Origin of the sequence: Dyella japonica A8, assembly GCF_000725385.1 — a bacterium.
GTDB classification, from domain to species: Bacteria; Pseudomonadota; Gammaproteobacteria; order Xanthomonadales; family Rhodanobacteraceae; genus Dyella; species Dyella japonica_C.
The window spans coordinates 154149-178913 of record NZ_CP008884.1 but is presented as its reverse complement, the minus strand read 5'-3'; the positions used below and the strand labels follow the sequence as shown (position 1 = coordinate 178913).

Below are 24765 nucleotides of genomic sequence, written 5' to 3'. Positions count from 1 at the left end.
TGAGAACGTGCCCGGGTTTCCGATATCAAGCCCCGGATACCCACGCCGATAGACCCGTCATGTACCCCCTCTTTCCGCAGGGGGTGCGGGAAGGGGCACTTATGAAGGGCTGGATTCGCAGGACCTGTGTGGTTTGCGCCGTTGCCTGGGCATTGGGTACGCCGTTGGCGCACGCGGGCGGCAGTGGAACCATCACGTTCGTCGGGGCCATCGTCGTGCCGACGTGCAGCGTGGCCGATACGGACGGGACCACGCCAGATCGCGGGCGGCACCGCTGCCCGGCCGTTTCCGGGGAGGCATCACCGCCTGCTTCTAGTTATCGTCAGGATGTGACATTGCTTGAGTCCGTTGCGGGCAGCGATCGCCTGCTGGCTTATTTTTCGGGTTATGCCGCGGGCGGCGACACACGCATCGTCACGCGAACCTACGAGTGATCGTTCACTGATAAGTGATGCCGTACTGCACCGTGGCCGTGAAGAGGCCCGGCGTGACCGCCCCGGTAGCCAGGTATTGGGCGTAGTAATTGAGCGTCGCGCCATTGTTGACGAGCGTATAGGTGCTCGTGCCCTGTGCGCTTGCCGTGGTCTGGCTGAGATTGATGAGCGAGCCCGCGTTGTTGCTGCCGCCAGGGCCATTGAGGAACTGCACCTCGAGGTTGGCCGCGCCTGATCCACCCTTGGCCGACGAGGTGGTGTTCGTCAGCGCACCCGTGGTGCTGTCCGTGGAGCCGCCGCTGAAGACGTTGGTCGCGATCGACGCGCCCGCCGGACAGTTGGTGATACTGATACTGAAAGGTGTGAGGCCGGCCGTGGCGCCGCTGGTGGCAAGCAGCCTGCTATCCACGGTGGGGAGCGTTACCGTCTGGTTGGCGCCTGCCGAAATGGTGCACGTCGGCACGGTGATGGTGATGTTCGGCAGGATCAGATAGGCATTGAGGGCCTGGCTGACCGAGTCGACACTGCCGCCCGGGATGTACCACCAGAACGGAATGAGCTGGTTCGTCGTGATGGTGCCGGGAGATACCGCACCGGAGGTGGTCTTGATCAGTTGCGCGGTATAGACGGCGGAGAACGAGCCCGAGTACGCGTTCACCTTCGAGTTGGATGGCGCGACGATAGAGCCGGGCACATAACCCGCCGTGCTAGTGGGGCCGCAGGCAAGGCAGCTGTTGCTGGTGGCCTGCACCGTTGATGCGGTGACCAGTACGGCCAACCCCGTGATGTTGGTGGCGAAGGTGATGCCCGGACCGTTCGTGTTGTTGGTAGCGTCCAGCGGGGCCAGGAACTGGCCGGCCTGGATGGTCGCGGTGTAGTCGGGCGAAGACTTCGACGCGGGAAGACCCGAGCAATTGAACGTGATGGTCGCCGTGCCCGTTGCACCCGAGATCGGACCGGCACCGGCGAACGGCTGGACGGTGACGCTGGACGGCATGGTGAGCGTGGCGGAAGACGCGGAGCATGCGGGCGCCGCCGCCAGCGCCGATGGCGCCCAGCCGACGAAAGCCAGCAACATCAGCAGCCACAGCGCCGACAGCCGTGCCCATGGCCTACGTTGGTTATTGCCGCCTGTCATGAGCCACTCCTTGTTGCCTGCGCGACCATGGTGGGCCTGACGCACGTTGCCTGAATCTGCTGCGGGGCCTTGGACGGCGTGTTCTTGTCTTTGGCCGGCAGCTGGTACGAGAACGAGCAGGACTGCGCCTGGCCGTCGTCATCATTCCACCGAACGGTGAGCTGGCCGGACTGCTCGACGCCGCGCACCAGGATCTGGCCGGCCTGGCCCACCACGCCCAGCGATGCGTTCTTCTCGTTGAATACTTCAGCGCCGAACGGCGGTGCATCGCCGTTCTCCATCTGCGAGTGGATCAGGATGGTACGGCCATTCTCGGTCTTGAACTTCAGCATCACCACGGCGCCCGCGTACGGGGCGACCTGTGCGCTGGTGGTGGAGAGCTGCACGTCCAGCGGCAGGCCCTTCGGGTCGATCTGCACCGTGTTGAGGCTGTACGGCGTCAGGTACGGAACGATGGCGTAGCCGAAGCGATCGATGACGATGCCGCCGCTGCTGTTCACGCGGGCGCCGGCCGCGCCAGGGGCGTAGACCACGCCCACGGTGTCGCTGATGGGCTGGCCGAAGGTGACGCCGCCCGGGTGCGCGATGATCGAGCCACTCACGCTGACAGAGGCCTGCGAGTAGCCCGAGCCCTTGCCGTAGGTCGCCGAGAAGACCGCATACGGGCTGCGATAACCCGCGCTCAGCGAGCCGGCGTTGCTGGAGCTGCCGGATCCACCGGAGCTGTGCGAGGCGGTCGCGCCATAGTTGTACTGATTGTCCGAACCCAGGGTGCCGCTCACCATCGCCTGCTCCTGCGAACCGCTCTGGTCGTCATGCGACAGGTTGAGCGTCATCGTGGGCGAATGCGGCGTCGATCCCAGCGGCAGGGTGAAGTTCACAAAGAACTGGTTGTCGTAATGGCCCGTGGAGTCGACCGAGCGCGTCGCCGACACGCCATAGGCAAGGCGACGGAAATGGTTGTTGTAGCCCACCTGGTACTGCGTGTCGTTGCCGTTGCGGTTCCAGTAGCTGCGCACGGAGACGTTCGCATACAGCGAGCCGCCGATGGGGCCGAGCGGCTGGCTCATCGACAGCGTGAAACTGCTGCGCTGGCGCTGCACGCCCGTCACCGTGAACAACGAGCCGGCATTGAGCGTGGTGCCGTTGAGCGCTGCCTGCTGGGCGGGCGTCAGTACGCTCGACGCATTCACACCGTCGATGGTGGGCACCACCGGCGTCACGCTGGTGGCGAACGCGTCACGGCCCTGGCGCACGTAGTCACGCGCCTGCTCGGCATCGGTCAGGCTGAGGTAGCCGCCGGTGGAATAGCGGTAAGCGGCCACGGAGAAGTTGGTCTGCGTGGAGGGGATGATCTTGCTGTACGTCACGCGCACGCTCTGGCCCGACTGCGTCGAGTAGCCGGGGATATGCGCCTGAGCCTGGGTCACGTCGAGGGCGAGGGCGCCATAGTGCGTGTCGATGGCTGCGCCGATCAGCGCCGCGCCGTAACCCTGCGAGCCTACGATGCCGGCATAGCCGGTAAGCAGATTGTTGAAGCCGTGCTGCACGGTCGCCTGCACCACACCAGGCTGGTCCTTGATGGCGGCGGCGCGCAACTGGCCGGCCGCGACGTCGAAACGCGTGATGCCCGGGCGCAGCAACTGCGCGACAGAGGCATAGGGCACGACAAAGCTGGTGGTGTGGCCATCGGCTTCGGTCACGGTGACGTCGAGATTGCCGCCGAAGCCGGTCGGGTACAGGTCGTTGATGACGAAGGGGCCGGGTGACACCGTGGTCTGGTAGATCTGCACGCCGTTCTGGCGCACGCTCACCAGCGCGTTGGTGGTCGCCACGCCGCGGATCATCGGCGCGTAGCCCTGCATCGTCTGCGGCAGCATGCGGTCATCGGTCGACAGCTGCACGCCGCGGATGCCGTAGCTGTCGAACACTGCGCCGTCGGTATAGCTGTCGCCCACGGAGAGCACCGCGCGCAGCGACGGCAAGTCGCGTTGCAGATAGGTCTGGATGTTCTGCCAGTGCGATTGGGAGCGCACGTTGCCCGACCCGGACGTCCACGTCATCGTGCCCTGCTCGCGCAGGTGCCACAGGCCGACATTCAGGCCCGTGCTCACGCCCAGGTACGACGAGGTCTGGCTGGCGCCCTGGCTGCTGCTGTGGAAGCTGTTGAAGTTGTAGTTGAGCAGGCCGGCCGTGGTACCGGCGTCCCAGTACTCGGGGCTCACGTAGCCGCGCGGCATCACGCCCAGGTAGGCCTGCGGGACACTCACGTCCAGGCGCAGTCGCGTCATGTCGAAGATCATCGTCGCGTCGGGGATCAACTCACCCAGCGAGACGCAGCCGTTCGGGTCGTCCAGGCGCTTGGCCACGTCGTCGCCCATCTTGGGGTGCAGGCCGAACTGGTCGAGCATCTTGCGGCTGAGGCAGGCCACGGCGTCCGCTTTCGCCGAGGGTGCGGCGAAGCGCACTGCCTCGCGGCTCATCCACACGTTGTTCAAGTAGACGTCGCTGACGTACTCGCCCGGCAGTACGGGGTTGCCATGCTCGAAGCGCGACAGGTCGGTGGTGTTCTGGCCAGCGCCCGACAGCATGCTGCGGTCAAAGTCGGCGTAGCCGCCGGAGGCGGCCGGATCGGCGCCATTGGCCGCCGCCGGCAGGGCGTGTGCACTGAAAGTCGCGCCAGCCAGCGTGGCGGCGATGGCCGAACTCAGGAATGCGCGACGGCACGCCACGGACCAGGACGTGCGTCGCTGGGTCGTGGCGTGCAGCGCCGTCACGGCGAGACGGCGCCCTTGAGGACAACGTCCGAACCGAAATCATTGATGCAGTGGTATTCGATGGCAGTGCCGGCGGCCGGCGCCTGCTTGAGGTCCGCCACGGACAGCGTGAGGTCAGACATCGGCGCCACCATGCCCGGCTCGGACTTGTGCGCGCTGCCGCCCGTCGTCACGCGCAGTTCGGTGATCGTGACGTAGTACGGCGTGGGGTTGTGCACCACCACCGCCGCCGTGCCGGCAGCGCTGGTGGCCTTGAAAGTCAGTTCGCCCGGTGCCTTGACCGGATCGCCGGCAAGACCGGCCGGACGGTAGAACAACTTGAGGCGCGACCGGATCGCCATCTGCAGCGTGTTTGCCTTCTGCACTTCCAGGCTGGTGGGCTTGGGCGGCACTTCGAGCACGTTGAGCCAGAACACCGACTCGCGGTCGGTGGGCAGCGGCTGATCGCTGTGGGTAAACAGGATGCGCAGGCTCTGGTCCCGGTTCGGCTCCATGCGGAACAGCGGCGGGGTCACCAGGAAGGGCGTCTTCACCTTGTCTGGCGTGGACATCGGGTCGCCGTTGTCCACCCACGACTCGATGAGCGCAGGCGTGGTGTTCTGGTTGGTCAGGCGAACCGTGACCTCGCCATCGGCGGCGGGAAAGATGATCCGGGTACCGGCAATGATCACGTTGGCGCGTGCTGCCGTCATGGAAACCAGGCAGCCAACCGCCAGCAGCGCCGCGGAAAGGGCGCGGAGAGGACGCTTCATGGGAAACCCCGGAGAGATTGCAGAGGGAGAAGTGCTGCGGCCAGGGCGGCCGCAGCACGGGTATTGCAACGCTTACTGATAGCTCAGCGCGTACTGGACCGTGGTGTTGACCGCACCGGCCGTGGCGGCCGACGTGCCGGCAACGTAGCCCACGTAGTAGTTGAACGTAGCGATGCCGGTGGTCGTACCCGGGATGGCGACCACCGGGGTGTTCTGCGAACCGGCGGGGGCGTTCAGGGCCAGGCCGTTGCCGGCGCCCAGGGCCGCGGTCTGCGAGTTCGACAGCACGATTTCGACGTTGCTGCCGCCGGCGGTGGTGTTCTTCAGGTAACCGGTGGTGCTGTCGACGTTGACGCTCGAGAAGTAGGTGGACAGCGAGGTCGCGGCGGGGTTGGTGACAGCCGAGCAGCCCGTGACCGAGAAGGTGAGGGCGGTCCAGCCGGCCGAAGCGCCAGCCGGCAGCGAGTTCGTGTCCAGGGTCGGCAGCGTGATGGTCGGGTTCTGCTGGCCGTTCGCGGTGACGGTGCAGGTCGAGGAGACGATCTTGCCGTTCACGGTGATCGTGCCGCTGCTGACGACCGGGGTGGCGGCGGTGGCGAGGCCCGCAAAGCCCAGGGTGGAGGCAACCAGGGCAGCGAGGAGAAGCTTCTTCATATCCATGTCCTTTGAGCGTGTGTGGATGAAACCTGTTCGTTATGCGCTTCCGGACAGTGGCTTCTGCCCCCCATGGCGCCTTCGGCTTCTGGTCCGAGCCTGTACAGGTCGGTGGCCAGATCGCTTACCGGGGGCGATAAGCAATGGCCGTGCCAAGGTGTAGGGAGGTGAAGAAATGGCGGCGCAGGCAGAAATGAGAGATCGTCGTTAAAATTTTGTGACGATTCAGTGAGCCCTGAAAGGTCACTTCGGGCCGCCCGGCGTGGGTGGGAATGTGCACATTGCGTCACATTTTGGGAATGATCCTATTAACGTCACCCTCAAGTTTCGGAACCTCTCGCCGATAAACGGCTTGCGTGTAAAGTTTGCTTGACACGGTTCGCCTGCAGTACTAGCTTCATGTCAAGGCAGCTTGACATGTGGCGGGAGGCGGCATGGAACAGGTCGGGAAGACGGGTGGGGTGCCATGAGCGCATCCACGGGGTTCACCCAAGGCGGTCGGCTCGCGCCCATGGAGGCGTGGCCCACTTGGGCCCGCTGGGGTGCGGTCGCCCTCGCGTATGCGCTGCTGGCGGCCAGCTTCTGGCTCATGATCCGGGATGGGGCGCTGCTGAAGCTGCTGGGGCTGGTGGTATTCATCGCCGGGCTGCCATTCACGATCTACACGAGCAGGGCGCTGATACGCGAGCGCTGCCGCGCGGTGGATCGCCGTTACCTGCGCGAGTTCATGCCGGCGATCCTCATTTATATGGTCGTGATGCTCTACGCCTGGCCGCTGCAGAAGGGCATGTCGCCCGGCGCGCTCAAGACGGCGCTGGTGCTGTCGCCCATGCTGCCGATCGCGTGGATCGTCATTGCCTGCGTGCGGCACATTCTGGCCGGCGACGAGCTGGAGCGTCGCCAGCATCTGGAAGCCATCGCCGTCAGCGCGGCGGTGGTCGGCGTGGCGAGCATGGCGCTGGGGTTCCTTGGTGCATCGAGGATCCTCGTGCTGGACGGCACCTTCGTGCTGCTGCTGACGTACCCGGTACTCTGCCTGATCTATGGCGCCGTTCGCGGCTATCTGACCTGGCGTGCGCGCCGCGAATGAACAACCGTATCCGTGAACTGCGCGGCGATCGCGGCTGGTCGCAGGCCGACCTTGCCGAACGCCTGGACGTTTCGCGCCAGACGGTGAACGCCATCGAGACGGGCAAGTACGATCCGAGCCTGCCGCTGGCCTTCAAGATCGCGCGCCTGTTCGGCCTGTCCATCGAATCAATCTTCGAACCGGAATGGCAGGCGGCATCGCCTGCGGTTTCGCGACATCCAATGGAGTGAGGGAGAGCACCCATGGCAATCAAGGGCCGAACGGCCTTCCGCATAGGCGTGGTGGTCATTGGACTGGCCGCGTTGGGGTGGAAACATTTCCATCCGCCCACCAGTGAGGCGGTCAGCGATGGCACCGCGACCATCGCACCGGTCGATCATCCATCCACGCCCGTGGTCCCGCAGACATGGAAACTCGGTTCGCTGACCCTCGCACCGTGCGAACTGGGCCAGCCGAACAGCGGCTTGTCGACGGCGGCCTGGTGCGCGCCGTTCGACGTGCCCGAGAACCGCGATGATCCGAACAGCCGCAAGATCCGCCTGAAGCTGGCGGTGATCCGCAGCAGCGCGCAGGTGGCCAGCAAGGACATGCTGGTGATGCTTGCTGGCGGTCCTGGGCAGGCGGCCACCGAGTCGTGGCCGGGCGTGTCGACCGCGTTGCAGCCGCTCACCGCACATCGCCACGTCGTGCTGCTCGACCAGCGCGGCACGGGCGGTTCCAACCCGCTGACCTGCAAGGACGAGGGCGAGGGCACGGAAGGCGGCTCCGAAGACATCGATGCCGGCGCCGAGCGGCAAAAGCAGGAAGCCGAGCGCTGCCTCAAACAGCTCCAAGGCAAGGCCGACCCGCGCTACTACACCACCACCATTGCCGCGCAGGACCTGGAAGACGTGCGCAAGGCGCTGGGCTCGCCGACCTTCGACCTGGTCGGCGTGTCCTACGGCACGCGCATGGCGCAGCAGTACGCCATGCACTATCCCAAGGCCGTGCGCAGCCTGGTGCTGGACGGCGTCGTGCCGAACGAACTGGTGCTGGGGCAGGACTTCGCGCGCAATCTCGACGACGCGCTGAAGGCGCAGTTCGCCCAGTGCACCGCCAACGACGCCTGCCGCAAGCGCTTCAGCGACCCGTACCAGACGCTCTACCAGCTGCGCGATGCGTTGCGCGCCAACCCGCACAAGGTGAGCTTCCGCGATCCACAGAACTACCAGAGCGTGCAACGCACCCTGAGCGAGTATTCGCTGGCCAGCGTGGTGCGCATGTTTGCGTACTCGCCGCTGACCGCCGCGCTGCTGCCCGTGTCCATCGACGCGGCGGCGCATGGCGATGTCGGACCGCTGCTGGGGCAGGCCAAGCTGCTGTCGGGTGATCTTTCCGACACCATGAATGGCGGCATGCAGCTGTCGGTGATCTGCAGCGAGGACGCCGACCTGCTCACCCCGGCTGACGCGGATGCGCACACCATCCTCGGCACCCGCATGGTCGACACGCTGCGCAACACCTGTTCGGTCTGGCCCAAGGGCACGCGGCCAGCCGATTTCCACCAGCCCCTGAAGACGGATGCCCCGGCGCTGCTGTTCTCCGGCCAGTTCGATCCCGTCACGCCGCCGCGCTATGGCGACCAGGTGGCAAAGAACCTGCCGAACTCGCGCCACTTCGTGCTCACCGGGCAAGGCCACAATGTGATCAATACCGGGTGCGCGCCGCAGGTGGTGAAGCACTTCATCGAAGATCTCGACCCGAAGGCGCTCGACGCCACCTGCCTCAAGCGCTTGCAAGCCACGCCCACGTTCATCGATTTCAACGGAGCGACGCCATGATCGAGGTGAAGGATCTGCACAAGGCGTTCGGCGCCGTGAAGGCCGTGGACGGCGTGAGCTTCAAGGCGCGCGACGGCGAGATTACCGGCCTGCTCGGCCCCAATGGCGCCGGCAAGACCACCACGCTGCGCATGCTCTATACCCTGATGAAGCCCGATCGCGGACAGGTGCTGGTGGATGGCATCGACGCCGCCGACGATGCACTGGCAGTACGTCGCCAGCTCGGCGTGCTGCCGGATGCGCGAGGGCTCTACAAGCGCCTGACCGCACGCGAGAACGTCGACTACTTCGCGCGCCTGCATGGCCTGCCCGACGACGTCATCGACCGTCGCCGGGAGGCGCTGGTGAAGGCGCTGGAGATGGAAGACATCGCCGACCGCCGCACCGAGGGCTTCTCGCAAGGCCAGCGGGTGAAAACGGCGATCGCACGCGCGCTCATCCACGACCCGCGCAACGTCATCCTCGACGAACCCACTAACGGCTTGGACGTGATGGCCACGCGCGCGCTGCGGCAGTTCATGCAGCACCTGAAAAGCGAGGGCCGTTGCGTGCTGTTCTCCAGCCACATCATGCAGGAGGTGGCTGCGTTGTGCGATCGCATCGTGGTGATCGCCAACGGCCGCGTGGTGGCCGACGAGTCGCCGCAGGCGCTGCGCGAACAGACCGGTGCGGCCAACCTCGAAGATGCCTTCGTGAAGATCATCGGCACCGAAGAGGGGCTTGCCGCGTGAACATGAAAACCATGACGCCCGTCGCCCGCACGCGGGCCTTCCTCACCGTCTTCCTCAAGGAGGTGAAGGAGAACCTGCGCGACCGCCGCACCATCATCAGTGCGTTCCTCACCGGCCCGCTGCTCGGGCCGCTGATCCTGGTGATGATGCTCAACGTCACACTCAACCGCCAGTTCGACAAGGCGGAGAAACCCCTGCCGGTGCCGGTGATCGGTGCCGAGCACGCGCCCAACCTCATCAACGCGCTGAAGGCCGAGGGCATCGTGCCCAAGGCGCCCATCGCCAACCCCGAACTGGCCGTGCGCAAGCAGGACGCCGACGTCGTGCTGCGCATCTCGCCCGATTACGCCGAGGCCTGGCGCAAGGGTGAGGCGGTGCAGGTGGAGTTGATCTACGACTCCTCGCAGCGCGACGCCAATGCCGCCGTGGAGCGCGTGACGCAGGTGGTGGAAACCTATGCGCGCCAGCAGGGCGCCATGCGACTGGTGGCGCGCGGATTGTCGCCCAGTACTGCCTGGCCCGTGGTGGCCGCCAAGCGCGACCAGGCCACGGCGCAGGCACGCGCGGCGTTGATGTTCTCCATCCTGCCGTACTTCTTCGTGCTCACCGTGTTCGTCGGCGGCATGTACCTGGCCATCGACCTCACCGCCGGTGAGCGCGAGCGCCAGTCGCTGGAGCCGCTGTTCGCCAATCCCGTACCGCGCTGGAAGATCCTCGCGGGCAAGCTGGCGGCGATCTGCACGTTCTCGGCGGCGAGTCTGTTGATCAGCTTGCTGGCCTTCAGCGTGGTCGGGCCGTTCATTCCCACCGAAAAGCTGGGCATGGAGCTTGACCTAGGCCCGCGCTTCAGCGGCCAGGTGCTGTTGCTGATGGTGCCGCTGATCGCCCTGCTGGCGGCACTGCAGTCGATGGTGGCGGCGTTCGCCAAGAGCTACCGCGAGGCGCAGACCTATCTGTCGCTGCTGATGTTCGTGCCGGTGCTGCCGAGCATCCTGCTCTCCACCATGCCCATCAAGGCGCAGGGCTGGATGTATGCCGTGCCGCTGCTGGGGCAGCACCTGGGCATCATGCAGCTGTTGCGCGGCGATGGCGTAACCGCGCAGCAGCTCGGGCTGTGCCTGGCCGGCAGCCTGGTGGCCGCTTTGATCGCCGTACTGGCGACGGTGCGGTTGTATCAGTCGGAGCGGTTGGCGATTTCGGGGTGAGGCGGGCGTCTCGATGACGTTTGCGCCCCTCACCGTCATCCCGGCGAAAGCCGGGATCCAGCGACTTTGCTCTTTATGACAAACGTCCGAAAAGGCACTGGATCCCGGCTTTCGCCGGGATGACGGTGAGGTAGGGCGGGTGATGCGGTTAGCATGGCGCTTTCCTCCAACGAGAAAGCCCCATGCGCCGCCATCTTCTTGCCCTGAGTCTTGTCGTCGCCCTGGCTGGCTGCAGCTCGCACGACGCCAACACCCCTGCACAACAGAGCGCCGCCCCCGCGCCGGCCAGCACGGCGCCCGCCGTGCCGCCGCCGTCCACCGATGCCGACATCGCCTCACAGCGCATGGCCAACTATGCATCGGTCAAGCTCAGCGCCGACCTTTCGGGTTTCGACGACAAGCAGAAGCAGATGATCGCGCTGCTGATCGAGGCCGCCGACGTCACCAACGACATCTACTGGCAACAGTCGTGGGGCGACAAGGCCGCGCTGATGGCGCGCATTCCCGATGACGTGACACGTCGCTTCGCCGAGATCAACTACGGCCCCTGGGACCGCCTGGACAACGACCAGCCGTTCGTTGCTGGTGTGGGCGCGCGTCCGCCGGGCGCACAGTTCTATCCGGCCGACATGACCAAGGACGAGTTCGACAAGGCCGATCTCAAGGACAAGGCCGGCCTCTACACGCTGCTGCGCCGCGATGCGCAGAACAAGCTGGTGACCGTGCCCTACCACGAGGCATACAAGGCCGACCTGGAACGTGCCGCCGGCCTGCTTCGCCAGGCGGCGGATCTCTCGGCGGACAAGGAGTTCGCGGGCTACCTGAAGAAGCGCGCCGACGCCCTGCTCAGCGATGACTACCGTCCCAGCGACTTCGCCTGGATGTCGATGAAGAACAACCCTGTCGACATCGTGATCGGTCCCATCGAAACCTACGAAGACCAGCTCTACGGCTACAAGGCCAGCTACGAAAGCTACGTGCTGGTGAAGGACCAGGCGTGGAGCGCCAAGCTCGCCCGCTTCGCCAAATACCTGCCGGAGCTGCAGCGCGAACTGCCGGTGGACGAGAAGTACAAGGTGGAGAAACCCGGCTCCGACGCCGACCTCAACGCCTACTTCGCCGTGTACTACGCGGGTGATGCCAACGTCGGCGCCAAGACCATTGCGATCAACCTGCCCAATGACGAGGAAGTGCAGCTGAAGAAGGGCACCCGCCGCCTGCAGTTGGAGAACGTGATGCAGGCCAAGTTCGACAGGATCATGCTGCCCATCGCCAAGGAGCTGATCGCGGACGACCAGCAATCGCACCTCACCTTCGACGCCTTCTTCGAGAACACCATGTTCCACGAAGTGGCGCACGGTCTTGGCATCAAGAACACGCTCAGCGGCAAAGGCATGGTGCGCACCGCGCTGAAGGACCAGGCCTCGAGCTTCGAGGAAGGCAAGGCCGATATTCTTGGCCTCTACATGGTCACCAAGCTGGCGGAAAAGGGCGAGCTGGACAAGGCCAAGCTGATGGACAACTACGTCACCTTCCTTGCCGGCATCCTGCGTTCGGTGCGCTTCGGCGCCAGCGACGCGCACGCCAAGGCGAACATGGTGCGCTTCAACTTCTTCCAGCAGCAGGGTGCGTTCTCGCGCGATGCCGCCACCGGCCGCTACCGCGTCGACTTCGACAAGATGACCGCGGCGATGAATGCGCTTTCCGCCAAGCTGCTCACCATCCAGGGCGACGGTGACTATGACGCCGCCAAGCAGCTCACCGATAGCATGGGCAACGTCGATGCCACGCTGGCGGGCGACCTGAAGCGCCTGGACAAGGCGAAGATCCCGGTGGATATCACCTTTGAGCAGGGGTTGGATGTGCTGGGTCTGCAGAAGCCCTGATCCAGCGCACACCGTTCCTGTGGGAGCGCACCCTGTGCGCGACAAGCCGACGAAGCGGCGAAGCCGTTCAGGGCTACGAAGCCGAGGTTGCGTTCCTACAGGAGAACCCGAAGCGTTCTGATGACGCCATGACCCGCGCAATGCGACGTTTGGGTCATGAATCATCCGCTTGGATACCAGGCACTGCGCCGGGGTCGAGTTTCGATGCCCGGCCAGGTCTATCTGCTGACAACGGTTGTTGCATACCGACGTCCGCTGTTTCGGAATATCGACCTGGCGCGGTCAATATGCCGATCCGTGCACAATCCACGGACATGGGGCGATGCCGAACTGCTCTGCTGGGTGTTGATGCCGGACCACTGGCATGGACTGGTGAGCCTTGGCCCGAACGATGGCCTTGCCACAGTGATGAACCGATTCAAGTCGGTTACCGCCAAGGGCATACGATGCACACTATCCACTCTCGTGTGGGATCGAGGCTTCCACGACCATGCGCTTCGGCATGACGAGGATAGGCGACACGTCGCCCGCTATATCGTTGCCAACCCGTTGCGTGCCGGGCTGGTGAGCAACGTGCTCGACTACCCGTATTGGAACTGTGTGTGGCTTTGAGTTCGGCGCAGTGGTCGCCTTTCGGTGTGGGAGCGCACCCTTTGCGCAACGGGAGAACGCCGGGTCCTTCGCTTTGCCAGGCCGTCGCGCACAGGGTGCGCTCCCACAGAGGATGTGACGGGCACGCTTACCTCGGCGCCAGATCCCTCATCACCATCTTCAGCTCCCGCCCGTCCGCCAGCTTCAGCGTCAATGGCGTGTTTTCCGGTTGCCAGCCGCTCATGGCGCGCAGGTCGTTGGTGCCGAGTACCGAGGCCGGCTTGCCATTGGCAGCGACGATCGCGTCGCCCTTCCTGAGGCCAGCCTGCGCGGCCGGGCTGTCGGGTATGACATCGATGACCTGGAAACGGTCAGGGGACTCCTGTTGCTTGGTGACGCGGATGCCGGCCATGGCGTAATGCTTCGGGGGCGCGTCTTTGCGGGGCATCAACACCATCTGTTGGCGCCGGTAGTCGAAGTGCACGTTGTAACGCGCCAGCACATCCTGACCGATGTTGCCGGCTTCGGAGGGGTTGCCGGTGGCGCCTGCATCGGTGCGGGTCAGCATGGCCACCACGTTGTCCAGACGCTGGTTGCCGAGGACGAGTTCGTGCGCGTGGGCTATGTGGGCCGTGAACAGTCCACCCACGCCACCGGTGGGAATGGGTGCGCCTGCGGCGTAGCGTGTGGCGATGCCGTTGCGTTCCGCCCATTGGGGAAAGGTCAGCAGGTAGCTGCCGTTGCCGGTGTCGATGCCGAACATGCCGCGATGGCCGTCCAGCTGCGCCGTCGTGAGCGGCATGTCGTCGGTGAAGCGCAGCGTCAGCGCGTCGCCTTCGGCGGCTTGTGGAGCCTGCCCGTGATCGAACGGTTGCAGCCGCAGTTCGCCGCGATCGTAGTCGTACGTCACGGCGAATCGCTCGAAGACTTCCAGGCCCAGGATGCCCGCAATCGGCTCCTTGCCTTCGCCGCGTTCGTAGAAGCTGTAGGGGAAGGGCATCACGCTGAAAGGGAGGTCGCGCACATGCGCGTCGCCCAGCGCCAAGTCGTCCACCTTGGTATACGAGGTGCTCATCGATCCCGGGCCGGAACCCGTGGCCACGCCCTGGCCTTGTGTGCGCAGGCCGAGCTTATTGGCCGCATCCGTCGTGAGGATGGCGTGGCCACCGGTATCGAGGATGAAAGGAGCCGGTGCATGGCCATTGATGCTGACATCGACCAGCAGCACGCCGGCTTCCAGATGCATGGGCGCGATGGCCTGCAGCGCGTCGTGCGCCATGGTGACGTCGGTCACCTGGTTGGCGGGGCGTTGCGTATCGATGGCCGCGCCGCCGCCCATCATCTGGTAATCCGACACTACCGTGTCGGTCTCACCGTCGCTCGCGCCACTGACGGTTGTTTCGGTGGTATGGATCTGGAACGGTAGCTGCTTGCCATCCACCGCGCGATAGTCCGAGTAACGCTCGGTTACCGTCAGGAACGAACTCTGCCAGACGGCGCGATCCAGCCGATGCGTGGCCGGATCGATCCACAACGTCACCGGGCGGCCACCGGCCGGCGTGGCCTCGAGCTGCAGATAGCGATGCTTGCGATCCTTTGCATCGGGCAACACGCGATAGCTGGCCGGCAACTCAGGGCGCAGGAAGCCCAGGCCGCGCAACCAGTTTTCGCTGACGGTGACGATCTTTGCTTCGTCCGAGTCCAGCGGATGCGACAGGCCGGTGATGTCCTGTCGCCAGTGGCCTTGCGCATCGAAACCTTCCGCGGTGGTGAACAGGTCATTGCGCGTGCGGGTGATGTAGTAACCGTTGCCGAGGTTTACCGTGGCCTGCCATGCACCGGTGAGGTCCTCGCTGGTCTGTTTTCCTTCGGCGTGCCAACCCCTGACGCCGTTCCAGTGCGCGCCGCCATAGGCTTGCCGCAGGTCGCGCAGCAACGCGTCCGCATCGGTGGCAGGGGCGGCCATGGCCGGTGCGGCCAGGCCAGCCATGAGACTGACAAAGAGGAGGGAGCGTAGGGCCATGACGGGTTCCTTGCGTGGGTTGACGCCATGGTCGCCGAGGCGAAACCGCGCGGTCTAGCACGGCAGTGACAAATCAGGATGCGGTTTGCAACCTGTGCCGATAGTCACGCGGTGTCTCCCCGGTGATCTGCCGGAACACGCGGGCGAAATGGCTCTGGTCGGTAAAGCCGGCGATGGCGGCGACGTCGGCGATGGAGCGATGTGCTTCCGCCAACGCCTTGCGCGCCAGCGCAATGCGCAACCCTCGCTGGTATTCGCCGACCGAGGCCCCCTTGGCACGCTGGAAGCTGCGCGCCAGGTGCGAAGGATGCACACCGGCCAGCCCGGCCAGCTCATGCAGGGATGGCATGGCGAGCGGATCGTCGTGCAGGCGGTCGAGCACGCGTTGCAGCCAGGCGGGCCGGCGCTCGTCATCGGCGCGGCAGGCCAGGGCGACCAGCTCCAGCACGGCCGAGTGGAGCGCCAGCGTTGCGGCGTCGTCCGTGGCGCGCAGTTCGCGCTCGATGCGTGCCAGCAGGCGATCCGCGTCGGGCAGGCGCAGCTGCCGGTGCTCGCCCAGCAGGCGTGTGACGCCATCGCCCGGCGCATCGCCGAAGAAGATGCTGATGCAGCGCGCACCGGCGCTGCCGAAGCGGTTGGCGTGCCGGTGACCTTGCGGATGCGTCAGCAGCATGCCGGGTTGGCAGTCCAGTTCGTCGTCAGCGCACTGCTGCGTATAGCCACCCGCGGCGACCAGGCAAAGATAGGCCTCGTCATGCTCGTGCCAGGGCAGCGTGCTGCCGCCCGCGTAAGGCGTCGCGGAAATCTGCAGGCCACCCAGCTGGCGAAGCTGCTCGGGCTGGCCGTAGTTGGTGCGCTGTAGATGCTGCATGGCCCCAGTCTAGGCAGCCAGTACGCGGTGGCATGTGCCGTCGGTCAGGCTGCCGTCTGTCCTATCCGCCGATGGCTCAGGCGGCGTGGCCGTCCAGATGCGCATTCGCCCAGGCCGCCACGGCCTGCGGATGTTCCAGGTGCAGGTGGTGGCCGCCATCCATGTGCGTCACTACGATGTCGCCCACGCAGTCGGCGCGCTCGCGCATGCGCTGGCCGGGCAGGTAGGGCGTGTCCGGCCGGGCGAGCAGCAGCGCCGTCGGCGACTCGATGCCATGCAACAGGGCGCGCACCTGCATTTCCGCCAGGCGGATCGATGAGGGCCGGTTCACCCGCGCATCGCTGCGCCAATACCAGCCGTGATCGGTCTTGCGCAGGCCGCGCTCCACGATGGGGCGCGCCTGGTCCGCCGGCAGGCCGCTGGCCATGGTGCGCGCGCTGATCGCCATCTCCACGGACGGGAACGAACGCAGGGAGCGCCCGGTCGCCGTGCTCGTCATCGCATCGCGGAACTGGCGCAGTGTATGGAGGCCATCATCGGCGATGGGCCCCAGCCCTTCGATCAATAGCAGCCGGCCCACGCGCTCGGGTCTCGCCGCGGCGACCAGCGAGGCGATGCCCGCGCCCAGCGAGTGGCCCATCAGGTGGAAGTGCTGCAGTTCCAGCACATCGATCGCATCCAGCACGGCGCGCACGTAATCCACGAAGTGGTACGGCATGCCGGGTGGCAGATGGTCGGAGTGGCCGTGGCCCGGCAGCTCCAGCGCGATCACCTGGCAGCGCTCGGCCAGCAGGGGCGCGAGGCGTGCATAGCTGCCGGCATTGTCGAGCCAGCCGTGCAGCACGAGCAGCGGCGGGGCCTTGTCGTGGCCCCAGACCTGCGCGGCAAGGCGCAGGTGCGGCAGGCGTACCTCGCGTTCGAGCGGACCGCTCACGCGGGGCTGCCGGCGCGCGGCGCGAACTCGGCCCAGCCGCCGGCATGCCGCATGACCAGCGCGGCCAGGCTGCCGACCTGGTTGGGCGTGTCGTTCAGTGCCGGGATATAGCGCAGCGCGTCGCCGCCCGCCTCGCGGAAGAACTCGTGGTTCTGCATGGCGATCTCTTCCAGCGTCTCCAGGCAGTCCACCGCGAAGCCCGGGCAGGCCACGTCGAGCGTCCTGATGCCTTGCGCGGCCAGTTCGCGGACGGTGGCGTCGGTATAGGGTTGCAGCCACGGCTCGCGGCCGACGCGGGACTGGAAGCTCATCAGCAACTGTGTCTCGTCCAGGCCCATCCGCTGCCGCAGAGCCTCGGTCGTCGCCTGGCACTGCTCGAGGTACGGATCGCCCTCGCGCACGTAGCGCGAAGGAATGCCGTGGAAGGAGAGCAGCAGTTTTTCGCCACGCCCCTGCGTCGCCCACCACTGCTCGATGCTGCGCGCCAGCGCGTCGATGTGGGCTGCGTCGTCGTGATAGTCGTTGATCAGGCGCAGCTCCGGCGGCCAGCGCAGCATCTGCATGGCTTCTGCCACGGCGTCGATCACCGAGCCGGTCGACGTGGCCGAATATTGCGGATACAACGGCAGCACCAGCAGGCGTCGCACGCCCTCACGTTGCAAGCGCTCGATCTGTGCCGGCACGGATGGCTGGCCGTAGCGCATGGCCAGTGCCACCCGTACCGGTTCGGCGCAGGCCTCGGACAACTTTTCCTGCAGGCGTGCCGCCAAGGCCTCGCTGCCCACGCGCAGGGGCGAGCCCTGGGCCGTCCAGATGCGCTGGTAGGCATGCGCGGAACGCGCCGGACGCACGCGCAGGATCACGCCGTGCAAGATCAGCCACCACAGCCAGCGGGGGTAATCGATCACGCGCGGGTCGCCGAGGAACTCGGCCAGATAGGGGCGGACCGCCTGCGCGGTGGGCGCTTCCGGTGTGCCGAGGTTCACCAACAGCACTGCAGCCTGAACGGGCTGGTCTCGGGATGAACCGGCAACGCCGGTATAGTCATGGCTGCGTGGCATCGTGGCGCTGACGGTAGTTACCGTTACAGAGTCTGCCACAAGCCGTCATCGGCGCCGTGGCGAGGATCGCCGCAGGCTGCCCTACCGAAACATCTGCACAGGAGTCGTCATGATCAAACCGTCGCTGCACCGTCTGCTGCTGGCTGCCCTGGTCCTGCTGGTACCGGCCATGGCCGCGCATGCCGAGGATCCGCCGCTGGTGCGCGCCCAGAACGCCGTGCGCGTGCTGAACGACATCATGGAGGCGCCGGACAAGTCGATCCCCACCGACCTGCTCAAGCAGGCCAAGGCCATCGCCGTGATCCCGGACCTGCTCAAGGTGGGTTTTGTGTTCGGCGGCCGCCGTGGCGAGGGCCTGATCTCGGTCAAGGGTCCCGACGGCACCTGGTCCAACCCCAGCTTCATCACGATGACGGGCGGCAGCGTGGGCTTCCAGGCCGGCGCCTCGTCCACCGACGTGATCCTGGTGTTCCGCACCCAGCGCGGCGTGGACAACATCGTCAACGGCAAATTCACGCTGGGCGCCGACGCCGCCGCCGCGGCCGGTCCGGTGGGCCGCACCGCCCAGGCCTCCACCGACAGCGACTTCAAGGCCGAGATCTACTCCTACTCCCGCTCCCGCGGCCTGTTCGCCGGCGTGGCCCTGGACGGCTCGGCCCTGCGCATCGACTACGACGCCAACGAGGCCATCTATGGCAAGGGCATTACCCCGCGCCGGATCTTCGAGGGCGGCGTGAGCAACGTTCCGTCGCAGGTGGTCGATTTCAGGGATCGCCTTGAGGAGTACACTCAGCGATGATGTGGAGCGGCGGCGCGGGAGCGTGACGGTTTCGTTCCGCCGCTTTCATCTCTGAGGCCCGATTTCATGAGCATCACCCATCTACTCATCCTGCTGGTTGTCGTCGTGCTGATCTTTGGCACCAAGAAGCTGCGCAACATCGGTTCCGACCTGGGCGGTGCCGTGCGTGACTTCAAGAAGGGTCTGGACGGCGACGAGGCCACCAAATCCAGCGATCCGAACGAGCGCCTGCGCGCCGATCCGCCGGCTGGCAATACCCAGAACCAGAGCCAGCACGAAACCGAGCAGAAGTAACTCGGGTTCATCGGCATGATCGAGATCAGCTTCGGCAAGCTGGTATTGCTCGCGCTTATCGCGCTGATCGTGCTCGGCCCGGAAAAGCTGCCGCACGCCGCGCGTACCGCGGGCGTCTTCATGCGCCGCATCCGGACGGGCTGGGACAGCGTGCGCGCCGAGGTGGAGCGGGAGCTGCAGGTCGAGGAGATCCGCCGCCAGGCCAAGGAGGCCGCCGCGCGCGCCGAAGCCGCGCAGGCCGAGCTGGATGAGACGCTGCGCAAGATGCGCCCCACTGGTGCGCCATCCGGTGCACCAGTGGCCGCCGAGACACCGGCCGCCATGCCGGTAACCGAAAGCACGGCTACCGCCGAAACCACCGTCACCGCCGACGCCACCTCGGCCAAGGAAGTCCCCCATGGCGGCGCCTGAACTCGACGGCCCCGAGGACGACCTCGAGCAGGGCCTGTTTTCGCATCTGATCGAGCTGCGTTCGCGGCTGATGCGTGCCATCGTCACCGTGCTGCTGGTGCTGGGCGTGCTCCTGCCCTTCGCCAATCGCCTTTATGCCGAACTGGCCGCGCCGCTGGTGGCGCGCCTGCCGCAGGGCGCGCACCTCATCGCGACCGAAGTAGCCAGCCCGTTCGTGACGCCGCTGAAGCTGGCGTTCTACGTGGCGTTGCTGATCAGCATGCCGATGATCGTCTACCAGCTGTGGGCCTTCGTGAGCCCCGGCCTGTACCGCAACGAGAAGCGCCTGGCCCGGCCACTGCTGGTGGCGGCGCTGTTCCTGTTCTACCTCGGCTGCGCCTTCGCCTATTTCCTGGTGCTGCCGGCGGCCTTCCGCTTCCTTACGGCGGTGACGCCGGAGGGCGTGGAGATGATGACCGACATCACGCATTACCTCGACTTCGTGATGCTGATGTTCTTCGCCTTCGGCCTGTGCTTCGAGGTGCCGGTGGCAGTGGTGATCCTGGCCGCGATCGGCGTGGTCAACCTGGAGCAGCTGCGCAACGGGCGTCGCTACGCCATTGTCGGCGCCTTCGCCATCGCCGCCTTCATCACGCCGCCCGACATCACCTCGATGATCATGCTCGCCATTCCCATGTGCCTGCTCTACGAGCTGGGCATGCTGGCGGTGCGCTGGCTGCTGCATCCGGCCAAGACCGAGAAAACGGCGTGAGCGACGCGGCCGCCCGCATCGAGGAACTGAAAGCCTCGCTGCGGTTGCAGCCGCATGTCGAGGGTGGCCACTACCACCGCTTCCATCCGCCCAAGGGCCCCGACAGCGACGGCGTGCGCCATGCGATGAGCGCCATCCACTATCTGCTTGAAGCCGGGCAGTGCAGCAGCTGGCATCGCGTCGATGCCGAGGAAGTGTGGCACTTCGTGGAAGGCGAGCCGTTGGAGTTGCTGATCTACAACCCCGTGACGCAGTGGCTGGATCGCCTCAGGCTGGGACCGCTGAAGGATGGCGTGCAGTCGGTGGCGGTGGTGCCGGCGGGGGCATGGCAGGCGGCGAGGCCGCTGGGGGCTTATACGTTGGCTACCTGCGTGGTCGCGCCGGGTTTCCAGTACGACGGATTTGAGTTGTTGGGGCAGGACGATCCGTTGGCGGGGCATCTGGCGGGGTTGGTGCCGGAGATCGGGTTTTAGTTTTGGTGGCCGTTGCGGCGCGCTGCGGTCTTGCTCCATCGTCCCTGGGTGATAGTTGGGTGAGCGGGCAATCCGGCTCCACCGCCTCGTTACATTAGCCGTCATCCCGGCGCACCCCGAAAAAGGGGCAAGGGCCGGAGGCGCTTCACAACAGCCGAAGGCTGGTCATCCAGTAGCGGTATGGTTCGGTTGTCGCGATGAGGCAACCTGGCTCGCCTGCGGCGGGCTTCCGCCCTTCTGCCCGAGGGCGGGTCATCCGGGGATCCGGCAGGTCAAAGGCCAAACGCCAAAGCTAAAAGCTAAAAGCCGAAGCAAGAAGCCGAGCCGTTGGCGAAGCATCCAAAGAGTCGAGTCCCTTGTGGGAGCGCACCCTGTGCGCGACAGCGGCGTCTCGTAGTCACCGCTCCGTTAGGTTGTCGCGCACAGGGTGCGCTCCCACAGAAAAGAGAAAAGCGGGCGACCGTGCGGGTTCCATCAAGGCCGAAGCGAAGCGGGGCGCCGCTTTAAGTCCTCATCGCCAAGGCGCGTTGCGAAGAGCTTGGAAGTGCCCGCTGTGTAGAGGCGTAGGTAGCCAAGCAACAAACTGCCTCGAGCGTTCGGGCTTATCCCCACGACATGCTGCCAGCTCTGGCTCTCAAGGCCATTTTCTTTGGGTTACTTTTCTTTTGGGCCAGCAAAAGAAAAGTGACTCGGCCTTCGGCAGAAGGTCGAAACGCCCGCTGCGTAAGCGGCCCGATCACGGGAAGGCCTGAGGCGACAACCGACCACGACAGAAACTGGATCCCGGCCTGCGCCGGGATGACGGTGTCTATGAGGCGATGCGACAAGAGTCCCATCACCCTAATCCCCTCCCCAATGGCAAAGGGAGATGAGCTTCAGCCCTCGGTGCGCCCCACTATCACCGAGCACCAACAACCTCAGGCCAACCCCACGGAAAGCCTCGCGCCAGCACTCTTATCGCACCAGGCTCAATGCTTCGTCGGCGCCGCAGCCGGTGCCGCATACGTCGCGCGATTCAGCGCCAACCCCTTCAGCACATTCAACGCCTGCGACAACGCATAGTCCTGTGTGGCGAGCTTCGCATTCTCCGCGCTGCCATCATTGTCGATGTCCTTGCCCTTCGAGGTGCCATCTTCGTTCGCAAGATGGTTGGGCAGGTCAGCCTCTGAGCTGACGAGGCTCGGCGCGCTGTCGGCCTTGTTCACCGCCAGGTCGGCCAGGGCGATGTCCGGCTTGATGCCCTCGGCCTGGATGGAGGTGCCGTTGGGCGTGTAGTAACGCGCCGTGGTGATCTTCACCGCGTGGTCGTTGTCCAGCGGCAGCACGGTCTGCACCACGCCCTTGCCGAAGGTGCGGCGGCCGACGATCAGCGCGCGGTGGTTGTCCTTCAGCGCGCCGGAGACGATCTCCGCCGCGGAGGCGGTGCCGTTGTCCACCAGCACTACCATCGGCGCACCGTTGAGCAGGTCGCCGGGGTGGGCTTCGAAGCTGAGGTTGGAATCCTGCAGGCGGCCGCGCGTGGTGACGATGGTGCCTGAGTTGAGGAAGTCGTCGCTCACACCGACGGCAGCGGTGAGCAGGCCGCCGGGGTTGGAGCGCAGGTCGAGGATGGCGCCCTTCTGCGGGCCGTTCTTGCGGATCAGCTCGCCGAGCTTCTTCTCCAGGTCCGGCGCGGTGTCGTCCTGGAACTGGCTGATGCGGATATAGGCGTAGCCGGGCTCCAGTTCGCGCGTCTTCACGCTGGTGACGGAGATCTTCTCGCGCACCAGTGGCATGTCGATCGGCTTGTCGCTCTTCTCGTGCAGGATGGTCAGCGTGACCTTGCTGCCCGGGTCGCCGCGCAGTGCCTTGAACATGTCGTCGATGTTCTCCGGCTCCACCGTCTTGCCGTCGATCTTGACGATGGTGTCGCCCGGCTTGATGCCGGCGCGCGAGGCGGGCGTGTCGTCGATGGGGGCGATGATGCGCAAGGTGCCGTCCACCTGCAGCACTTCGATGCCCAGGCCACCGTACTGGCCGGTGGTGTCCTCGTTGAGTTCGGCCAGGCCGTCCTTGTCGAGGTATTCGCTGTGTGGATCCAGGCCGCTCAGCATGCCGCTGATGGCGGCCTTCATCAGGGTCTTGTTGTCCACCGGTTCCACATAGGCCTGGCGGACGATCTCGTAGACGCGGCTGAAGTTGCGCACGTCCTCCAGGTCCACCTGGTCGGGCGTGGAAGAGGCCGCGGCGGGTGTGGCGCCGGCGGTCGAAGGCTTGGCGCCGCCGTGGCTGGCGGCCGGCGCGGTCTGCGCCTGCGCCAGCGGCGCCGCCAGCAGCAGGACGGCCAGGCTCAAGGTGGAAAACCGCATGGATGGGGGACTCCGGTAACGCTGTGGGGCGGGGCCGGCGGCGGACCGCGTTGTCGCTTCGACCGCCGGATATTGCGAAAATTCAATGCAGTACAAGGAGGTTAGCCTGCGACGGCGCATGGCCGGCGTCAATGGCGATTCATCCTTTCTTGGACAACCACGTGCGCGGGTCGACGGGCTGGTTGTTCTGTCGCAGCTCGAAATACACGCCGGTATTGGCCCCGGTGGGGGCCGCGGCCGTGCCGACGGCCTCGCCCGCGCTGACCTGGTCGCCCACGCCGTGCAGGATCGTCTCGTTGTTGCCGTACATGCTCATCCAGCCGCCGCCGTGGCTGACGATGACCAGCATGCCGTAGCCGCGCAGGAAGGCGGCATAGACCACCCGCCCGGACGACACGGCCTTCACTTCGCTGCCCCCGGGGGCCTTGATCAGCACGCCGTTGCCATAGGTGTTGACCACGCCGGGCGCGGGCCACGGCAGGCTGCCGCGGATATTGGCCAGGCCCTTGCCGGCCGGCGGCGCGGCCTTGCCCTCGTTGGCCTTGGCGGCGCGCTCGGCTTCGCGGGCGGCCTCGTCGATGGCCTTCTGCAGCGTGGCCACCAGCGAGTTCAGCGAGGCCTCGTTCTGCTTGAGGGCGGCCAGCCGGCTGCCCTGGTCCTTGTACTGGGCGTCGGCGTCGGCCACCAGCTTGGCCTGGGCGGATCGCTGCTGCTCCAGTGTCTTGGTCTGGGTTTCACGCTGGGCGCGGACGGTCTGCAGGGCCTGCTGCTGGGTGGTGATCTGGGTTTCCAGGTCCTGCAGCCGGGCCAGGTCGCCCATCAGCTTCTGCACGCGGGCCACGCGGTCTTCCTGGAAATACTTGGAATAGGCCAGCGCCTGGGCGATGCGTGCCACGTCGTCGTCGCCCATCAACAGGCGCAGGTCCGAGCCCTGGCCCAGTGCATAGGTGGCGCGCAGCAAATCGGCGATGGCGGCCCGCTGGCCTTCCAGGTTCTTCTGCAGCTCTTCGCGCTGGGCCTGCAGGTCGGCCAGTTCCTTCTGCTTGGCGGACAGCTCGGTATCGGTCTCGCGCACGGCCTTGGCGGCGCTGGCCACGGCGTTGGCCTGCTTGGCCAGTTCGGTGGTGGCGCTGTCGCGCTTGGCCGCAGTTTCGGCCTGCTCCTTGGCCAGCGCTTCCATCTTGCTGCGCACGTCCGAGAGTTTCTTCTGGGCTTCGGCCTGCTCGGCCTTGGTCTTGTTCTCCTGCGCCGCCCAGGCGGGCTGGATCGCAATGACAAGGGCGAGGGCGCCGGTCACGGCGCAGGCGAGGGGGCGGGCACGGCGGACTGGTATGGGCATCGGCGGATTATCACAGAGGCCGATGACGGCGCGCGAGCCGGCGCCATCCCGGGAGCCGTGTCCGGTCATGTGCGCGTCATCGCCATGCCAGTGCGGTCACTGGTATGCCCCGGGGCGACGATCGCGGCATCGCGATGGGGCGAGTGCGTGGATGCGCGTGTCGCCATGGCGAGTATTCGCAGAAGTTGCACGCGGGCCGGACGCGACATGACTCATCTTGTCCTGCGCAAAAAAAGCTTCCAGTTGAAACTTTCATTTGGACGTAAAGATGTCTTTGACGCGACGCACCAATTGTGTTTTAGTCGAAGCCACACTTGGACGCGTGACAGCGGTGCCTTCGGCGCCGTTGGGACGACGCGTCTGCAACCATCGGCCTGGGGAGG

The 24765-nt window shown here is 65.9% G+C and carries 23 protein-coding genes; 13 read left to right on the top strand and 10 right to left on the bottom strand.

All coding sequences use genetic code 11. From position 1 onward, the window contains the following. Nucleotides 1–101 precede the first annotated feature (101 nt). Entirely contained in the window at nucleotides 102–434 is a 333-nt protein-coding gene (locus HY57_RS21385) for a hypothetical protein (protein WP_144240728.1), read from the top strand. A gap of 4 nt (nucleotides 435–438) precedes the next feature. On the opposite strand, the gene HY57_RS20665 is transcribed toward HY57_RS21385, so the two are convergent. From HY57_RS20665 to HY57_RS00730, 4 genes are all read right to left on the bottom strand, one after another. Beyond that, nucleotides 439–1572 carry a fimbrial protein gene (locus HY57_RS20665; protein ID WP_019464353.1) on the bottom strand — a complete coding sequence of 378 codons (1134 nt, stop codon included), beginning with the start codon at nucleotides 1570–1572 and terminating at the stop codon, nucleotides 439–441. Next, nucleotides 1569–4349: a fimbria/pilus outer membrane usher protein gene (locus tag HY57_RS00740; RefSeq protein ID WP_019464352.1), complete on the bottom strand. Its 2781-nt coding sequence runs from the start codon at nucleotides 4347–4349 to the stop codon at nucleotides 1569–1571. Before HY57_RS00740 ends, HY57_RS20665 begins: the two co-directional genes overlap by 4 nt. Continuing rightward, nucleotides 4346–5101: a fimbrial biogenesis chaperone gene (locus HY57_RS00735; protein WP_019464351.1), complete on the bottom strand. Its 756-nt coding sequence runs from the start codon at nucleotides 5099–5101 to the stop codon at nucleotides 4346–4348. Before HY57_RS00735 ends, HY57_RS00740 begins: the two co-directional genes overlap by 4 nt. Before the next feature lie 72 nt (nucleotides 5102–5173). Beyond that, the gene (locus HY57_RS00730) at nucleotides 5174–5755 is read right to left on the bottom strand and encodes a fimbrial protein (RefSeq protein ID WP_019464350.1); all 582 of its coding nucleotides are present in this window, start codon (nucleotides 5753–5755) and stop codon (nucleotides 5174–5176) included. Nucleotides 5756–6221: 466 nt separating this feature from the next. Here HY57_RS00730 and HY57_RS20660 point away from each other — a divergent pair, with 466 nt between their 5' ends. The 7 genes from HY57_RS20660 to HY57_RS21035 all read left to right on the top strand — a co-directional run bounded on the left by HY57_RS20660 (nucleotide 6222) and on the right by HY57_RS21035 (nucleotide 13099). Further along, nucleotides 6222–6845 carry a hypothetical protein gene (locus tag HY57_RS20660; RefSeq protein ID WP_019464349.1) on the top strand — a complete coding sequence of 208 codons (624 nt, stop codon included), beginning with the start codon at nucleotides 6222–6224 and terminating at the stop codon, nucleotides 6843–6845. Next, on the top strand, nucleotides 6842–7075 hold the full coding sequence (locus tag HY57_RS00720; protein WP_019464348.1) for a helix-turn-helix transcriptional regulator: 234 nt from the start codon (nucleotides 6842–6844) through the stop codon (nucleotides 7073–7075). The genes HY57_RS20660 and HY57_RS00720 overlap by 4 nt, the downstream gene beginning before the upstream one ends. A gap of 12 nt (nucleotides 7076–7087) precedes the next feature. Further along, nucleotides 7088–8665 carry an alpha/beta fold hydrolase gene (locus HY57_RS00715; protein ID WP_019464347.1) on the top strand — a complete coding sequence of 526 codons (1578 nt, stop codon included), beginning with the start codon at nucleotides 7088–7090 and terminating at the stop codon, nucleotides 8663–8665. Next, the gene (locus HY57_RS00710) at nucleotides 8662–9396 is read left to right on the top strand and encodes an ATP-binding cassette domain-containing protein (RefSeq protein ID WP_019464346.1); all 735 of its coding nucleotides are present in this window, start codon (nucleotides 8662–8664) and stop codon (nucleotides 9394–9396) included. Before HY57_RS00715 ends, HY57_RS00710 begins: the two co-directional genes overlap by 4 nt. A 2-nt stretch (nucleotides 9397–9398) precedes the next feature. Then, nucleotides 9399–10601 carry an ABC transporter permease gene (locus HY57_RS00705; RefSeq protein WP_235186643.1) on the top strand — a complete coding sequence of 401 codons (1203 nt, stop codon included), beginning with the start codon at nucleotides 9399–9401 and terminating at the stop codon, nucleotides 10599–10601. 182 nt (nucleotides 10602–10783) lie between these two features. Beyond that, nucleotides 10784–12487 (top strand): dipeptidyl-peptidase 3 family protein, encoded by a 1704-nt coding sequence (locus HY57_RS00700; RefSeq protein WP_019464344.1) that lies wholly within the window; start codon nucleotides 10784–10786, stop codon nucleotides 12485–12487. A 156-nt stretch (nucleotides 12488–12643) separates the two neighbouring features. Then, nucleotides 12644–13099: an REP-associated tyrosine transposase gene (locus HY57_RS21035; RefSeq protein WP_081500588.1), complete on the top strand. Its 456-nt coding sequence runs from the start codon at nucleotides 12644–12646 to the stop codon at nucleotides 13097–13099. Nucleotides 13100–13226: 127 nt separating this feature from the next. Here HY57_RS21035 and HY57_RS00695 read toward each other — a convergent pair whose 3' ends face one another. The 4 genes from HY57_RS00695 to hemH all read right to left on the bottom strand — a co-directional run bounded on the left by HY57_RS00695 (nucleotide 13227) and on the right by hemH (nucleotide 17967). Further along, a complete protein-coding gene (locus tag HY57_RS00695; RefSeq protein WP_019464343.1) occupies nucleotides 13227–15101 on the bottom strand; it encodes an aspartyl protease family protein in 1875 nt (624 codons plus the stop codon). A 73-nt stretch (nucleotides 15102–15174) separates the two neighbouring features. Then, the gene (locus HY57_RS00690; RefSeq protein ID WP_019464342.1) at nucleotides 15175–15972 is read right to left on the bottom strand and encodes an AraC family transcriptional regulator; all 798 of its coding nucleotides are present in this window, start codon (nucleotides 15970–15972) and stop codon (nucleotides 15175–15177) included. 76 nt (nucleotides 15973–16048) lie between these two features. Then, nucleotides 16049–16906: an alpha/beta fold hydrolase gene (locus HY57_RS00685; protein ID WP_019464341.1), complete on the bottom strand. Its 858-nt coding sequence runs from the start codon at nucleotides 16904–16906 to the stop codon at nucleotides 16049–16051. Continuing rightward, the gene (gene hemH, locus HY57_RS00680) at nucleotides 16903–17967 is read right to left on the bottom strand and encodes a ferrochelatase (protein WP_026033773.1); all 1065 of its coding nucleotides are present in this window, start codon (nucleotides 17965–17967) and stop codon (nucleotides 16903–16905) included. Before hemH ends, HY57_RS00685 begins: the two co-directional genes overlap by 4 nt. A 109-nt stretch (nucleotides 17968–18076) precedes the next feature. Here hemH and HY57_RS00675 point away from each other — a divergent pair, with 109 nt between their 5' ends. From HY57_RS00675 to HY57_RS00655, 5 genes are all read left to right on the top strand, one after another. Beyond that, nucleotides 18077–18766, top strand: coding sequence for a lipid-binding SYLF domain-containing protein (locus HY57_RS00675; RefSeq protein ID WP_019464339.1), 690 nt, complete (start codon nucleotides 18077–18079; stop codon nucleotides 18764–18766). A 66-nt stretch (nucleotides 18767–18832) separates the two neighbouring features. Further along, nucleotides 18833–19060 (top strand): Sec-independent protein translocase subunit TatA, encoded by a 228-nt coding sequence (tatA, locus tag HY57_RS00670; RefSeq protein WP_019464338.1) that lies wholly within the window; start codon nucleotides 18833–18835, stop codon nucleotides 19058–19060. 15 nt (nucleotides 19061–19075) lie between these two features. Beyond that, nucleotides 19076–19471, top strand: coding sequence for a Sec-independent protein translocase protein TatB (gene tatB / locus HY57_RS00665; RefSeq protein ID WP_019464337.1), 396 nt, complete (start codon nucleotides 19076–19078; stop codon nucleotides 19469–19471). Further along, the gene (tatC, locus tag HY57_RS00660; protein ID WP_019464336.1) at nucleotides 19458–20222 is read left to right on the top strand and encodes a twin-arginine translocase subunit TatC; all 765 of its coding nucleotides are present in this window, start codon (nucleotides 19458–19460) and stop codon (nucleotides 20220–20222) included. Before tatB ends, tatC begins: the two co-directional genes overlap by 14 nt. Then, nucleotides 20219–20695, top strand: a complete 477-nt coding sequence (locus tag HY57_RS00655) for a cupin domain-containing protein (RefSeq protein WP_019464335.1) — start codon at nucleotides 20219–20221, stop codon at nucleotides 20693–20695. Before tatC ends, HY57_RS00655 begins: the two co-directional genes overlap by 4 nt. Nucleotides 20696–21663: 968 nt before the next feature. Here HY57_RS00655 and HY57_RS00645 read toward each other — a convergent pair. Together HY57_RS00645 and HY57_RS00640 are read right to left on the bottom strand one after the other, a co-directional pair. After that, nucleotides 21664–23043: a S41 family peptidase gene (locus HY57_RS00645; protein ID WP_019466101.1), complete on the bottom strand. Its 1380-nt coding sequence runs from the start codon at nucleotides 23041–23043 to the stop codon at nucleotides 21664–21666. 139 nt (nucleotides 23044–23182) lie between these two features. Continuing rightward, entirely contained in the window at nucleotides 23183–24382 is a 1200-nt protein-coding gene (locus HY57_RS00640; RefSeq protein ID WP_026034072.1) for a murein hydrolase activator EnvC family protein, read from the bottom strand. Nucleotides 24383–24765 lie beyond the last annotated feature (383 nt).

Bases quoted from the DNA above. Each gene is read 5' to 3' on its own strand.
- HY57_RS21385 (WP_144240728.1), top strand. From the start codon at position 102: ATGAAGGGCTGGATTCGCAGGACCTGTGTGGTTTGCGCCGTTGCCTGG.
- HY57_RS20665 (WP_019464353.1), bottom strand. From the start codon at position 1,572: ATGACAGGCGGCAATAACCAACGTAGGCCATGGGCACGGCTGTCGGCG.
- HY57_RS00735 (WP_019464351.1), bottom strand. From the start codon at position 5,101: ATGAAGCGTCCTCTCCGCGCCCTTTCCGCGGCGCTGCTGGCGGTTGGC.
- HY57_RS00730 (WP_019464350.1), bottom strand. From the start codon at position 5,755: ATGAAGAAGCTTCTCCTCGCTGCCCTGGTTGCCTCCACCCTGGGCTTT.
- HY57_RS20660 (WP_019464349.1), top strand. From the start codon at position 6,222: ATGAGCGCATCCACGGGGTTCACCCAAGGCGGTCGGCTCGCGCCCATG.
- HY57_RS00720 (WP_019464348.1), top strand. From the start codon at position 6,842: ATGAACAACCGTATCCGTGAACTGCGCGGCGATCGCGGCTGGTCGCAG.
- HY57_RS00715 (WP_019464347.1), top strand. From the start codon at position 7,088: ATGGCAATCAAGGGCCGAACGGCCTTCCGCATAGGCGTGGTGGTCATT.
- HY57_RS00710 (WP_019464346.1), top strand. From the start codon at position 8,662: ATGATCGAGGTGAAGGATCTGCACAAGGCGTTCGGCGCCGTGAAGGCC.
- HY57_RS00705 (WP_235186643.1), top strand. From the start codon at position 9,399: ATGAAAACCATGACGCCCGTCGCCCGCACGCGGGCCTTCCTCACCGTC.
- HY57_RS00700 (WP_019464344.1), top strand. From the start codon at position 10,784: ATGCGCCGCCATCTTCTTGCCCTGAGTCTTGTCGTCGCCCTGGCTGGC.
- HY57_RS21035 (WP_081500588.1), top strand. From the start codon at position 12,644: ATGAATCATCCGCTTGGATACCAGGCACTGCGCCGGGGTCGAGTTTCG.
- HY57_RS00695 (WP_019464343.1), bottom strand. From the start codon at position 15,101: ATGGCCCTACGCTCCCTCCTCTTTGTCAGTCTCATGGCTGGCCTGGCC.
- HY57_RS00690 (WP_019464342.1), bottom strand. From the start codon at position 15,972: ATGCAGCATCTACAGCGCACCAACTACGGCCAGCCCGAGCAGCTTCGC.
- hemH (WP_026033773.1), bottom strand. From the start codon at position 17,967: ATGCCACGCAGCCATGACTATACCGGCGTTGCCGGTTCATCCCGAGAC.
- HY57_RS00675 (WP_019464339.1), top strand. From the start codon at position 18,077: ATGATCAAACCGTCGCTGCACCGTCTGCTGCTGGCTGCCCTGGTCCTG.
- tatA (WP_019464338.1), top strand. From the start codon at position 18,833: ATGAGCATCACCCATCTACTCATCCTGCTGGTTGTCGTCGTGCTGATC.
- tatB (WP_019464337.1), top strand. From the start codon at position 19,076: ATGATCGAGATCAGCTTCGGCAAGCTGGTATTGCTCGCGCTTATCGCG.
- tatC (WP_019464336.1), top strand. From the start codon at position 19,458: ATGGCGGCGCCTGAACTCGACGGCCCCGAGGACGACCTCGAGCAGGGC.
- HY57_RS00645 (WP_019466101.1), bottom strand. From the start codon at position 23,043: ATGCGGTTTTCCACCTTGAGCCTGGCCGTCCTGCTGCTGGCGGCGCCG.
- HY57_RS00640 (WP_026034072.1), bottom strand. From the start codon at position 24,382: ATGCCCATACCAGTCCGCCGTGCCCGCCCCCTCGCCTGCGCCGTGACC.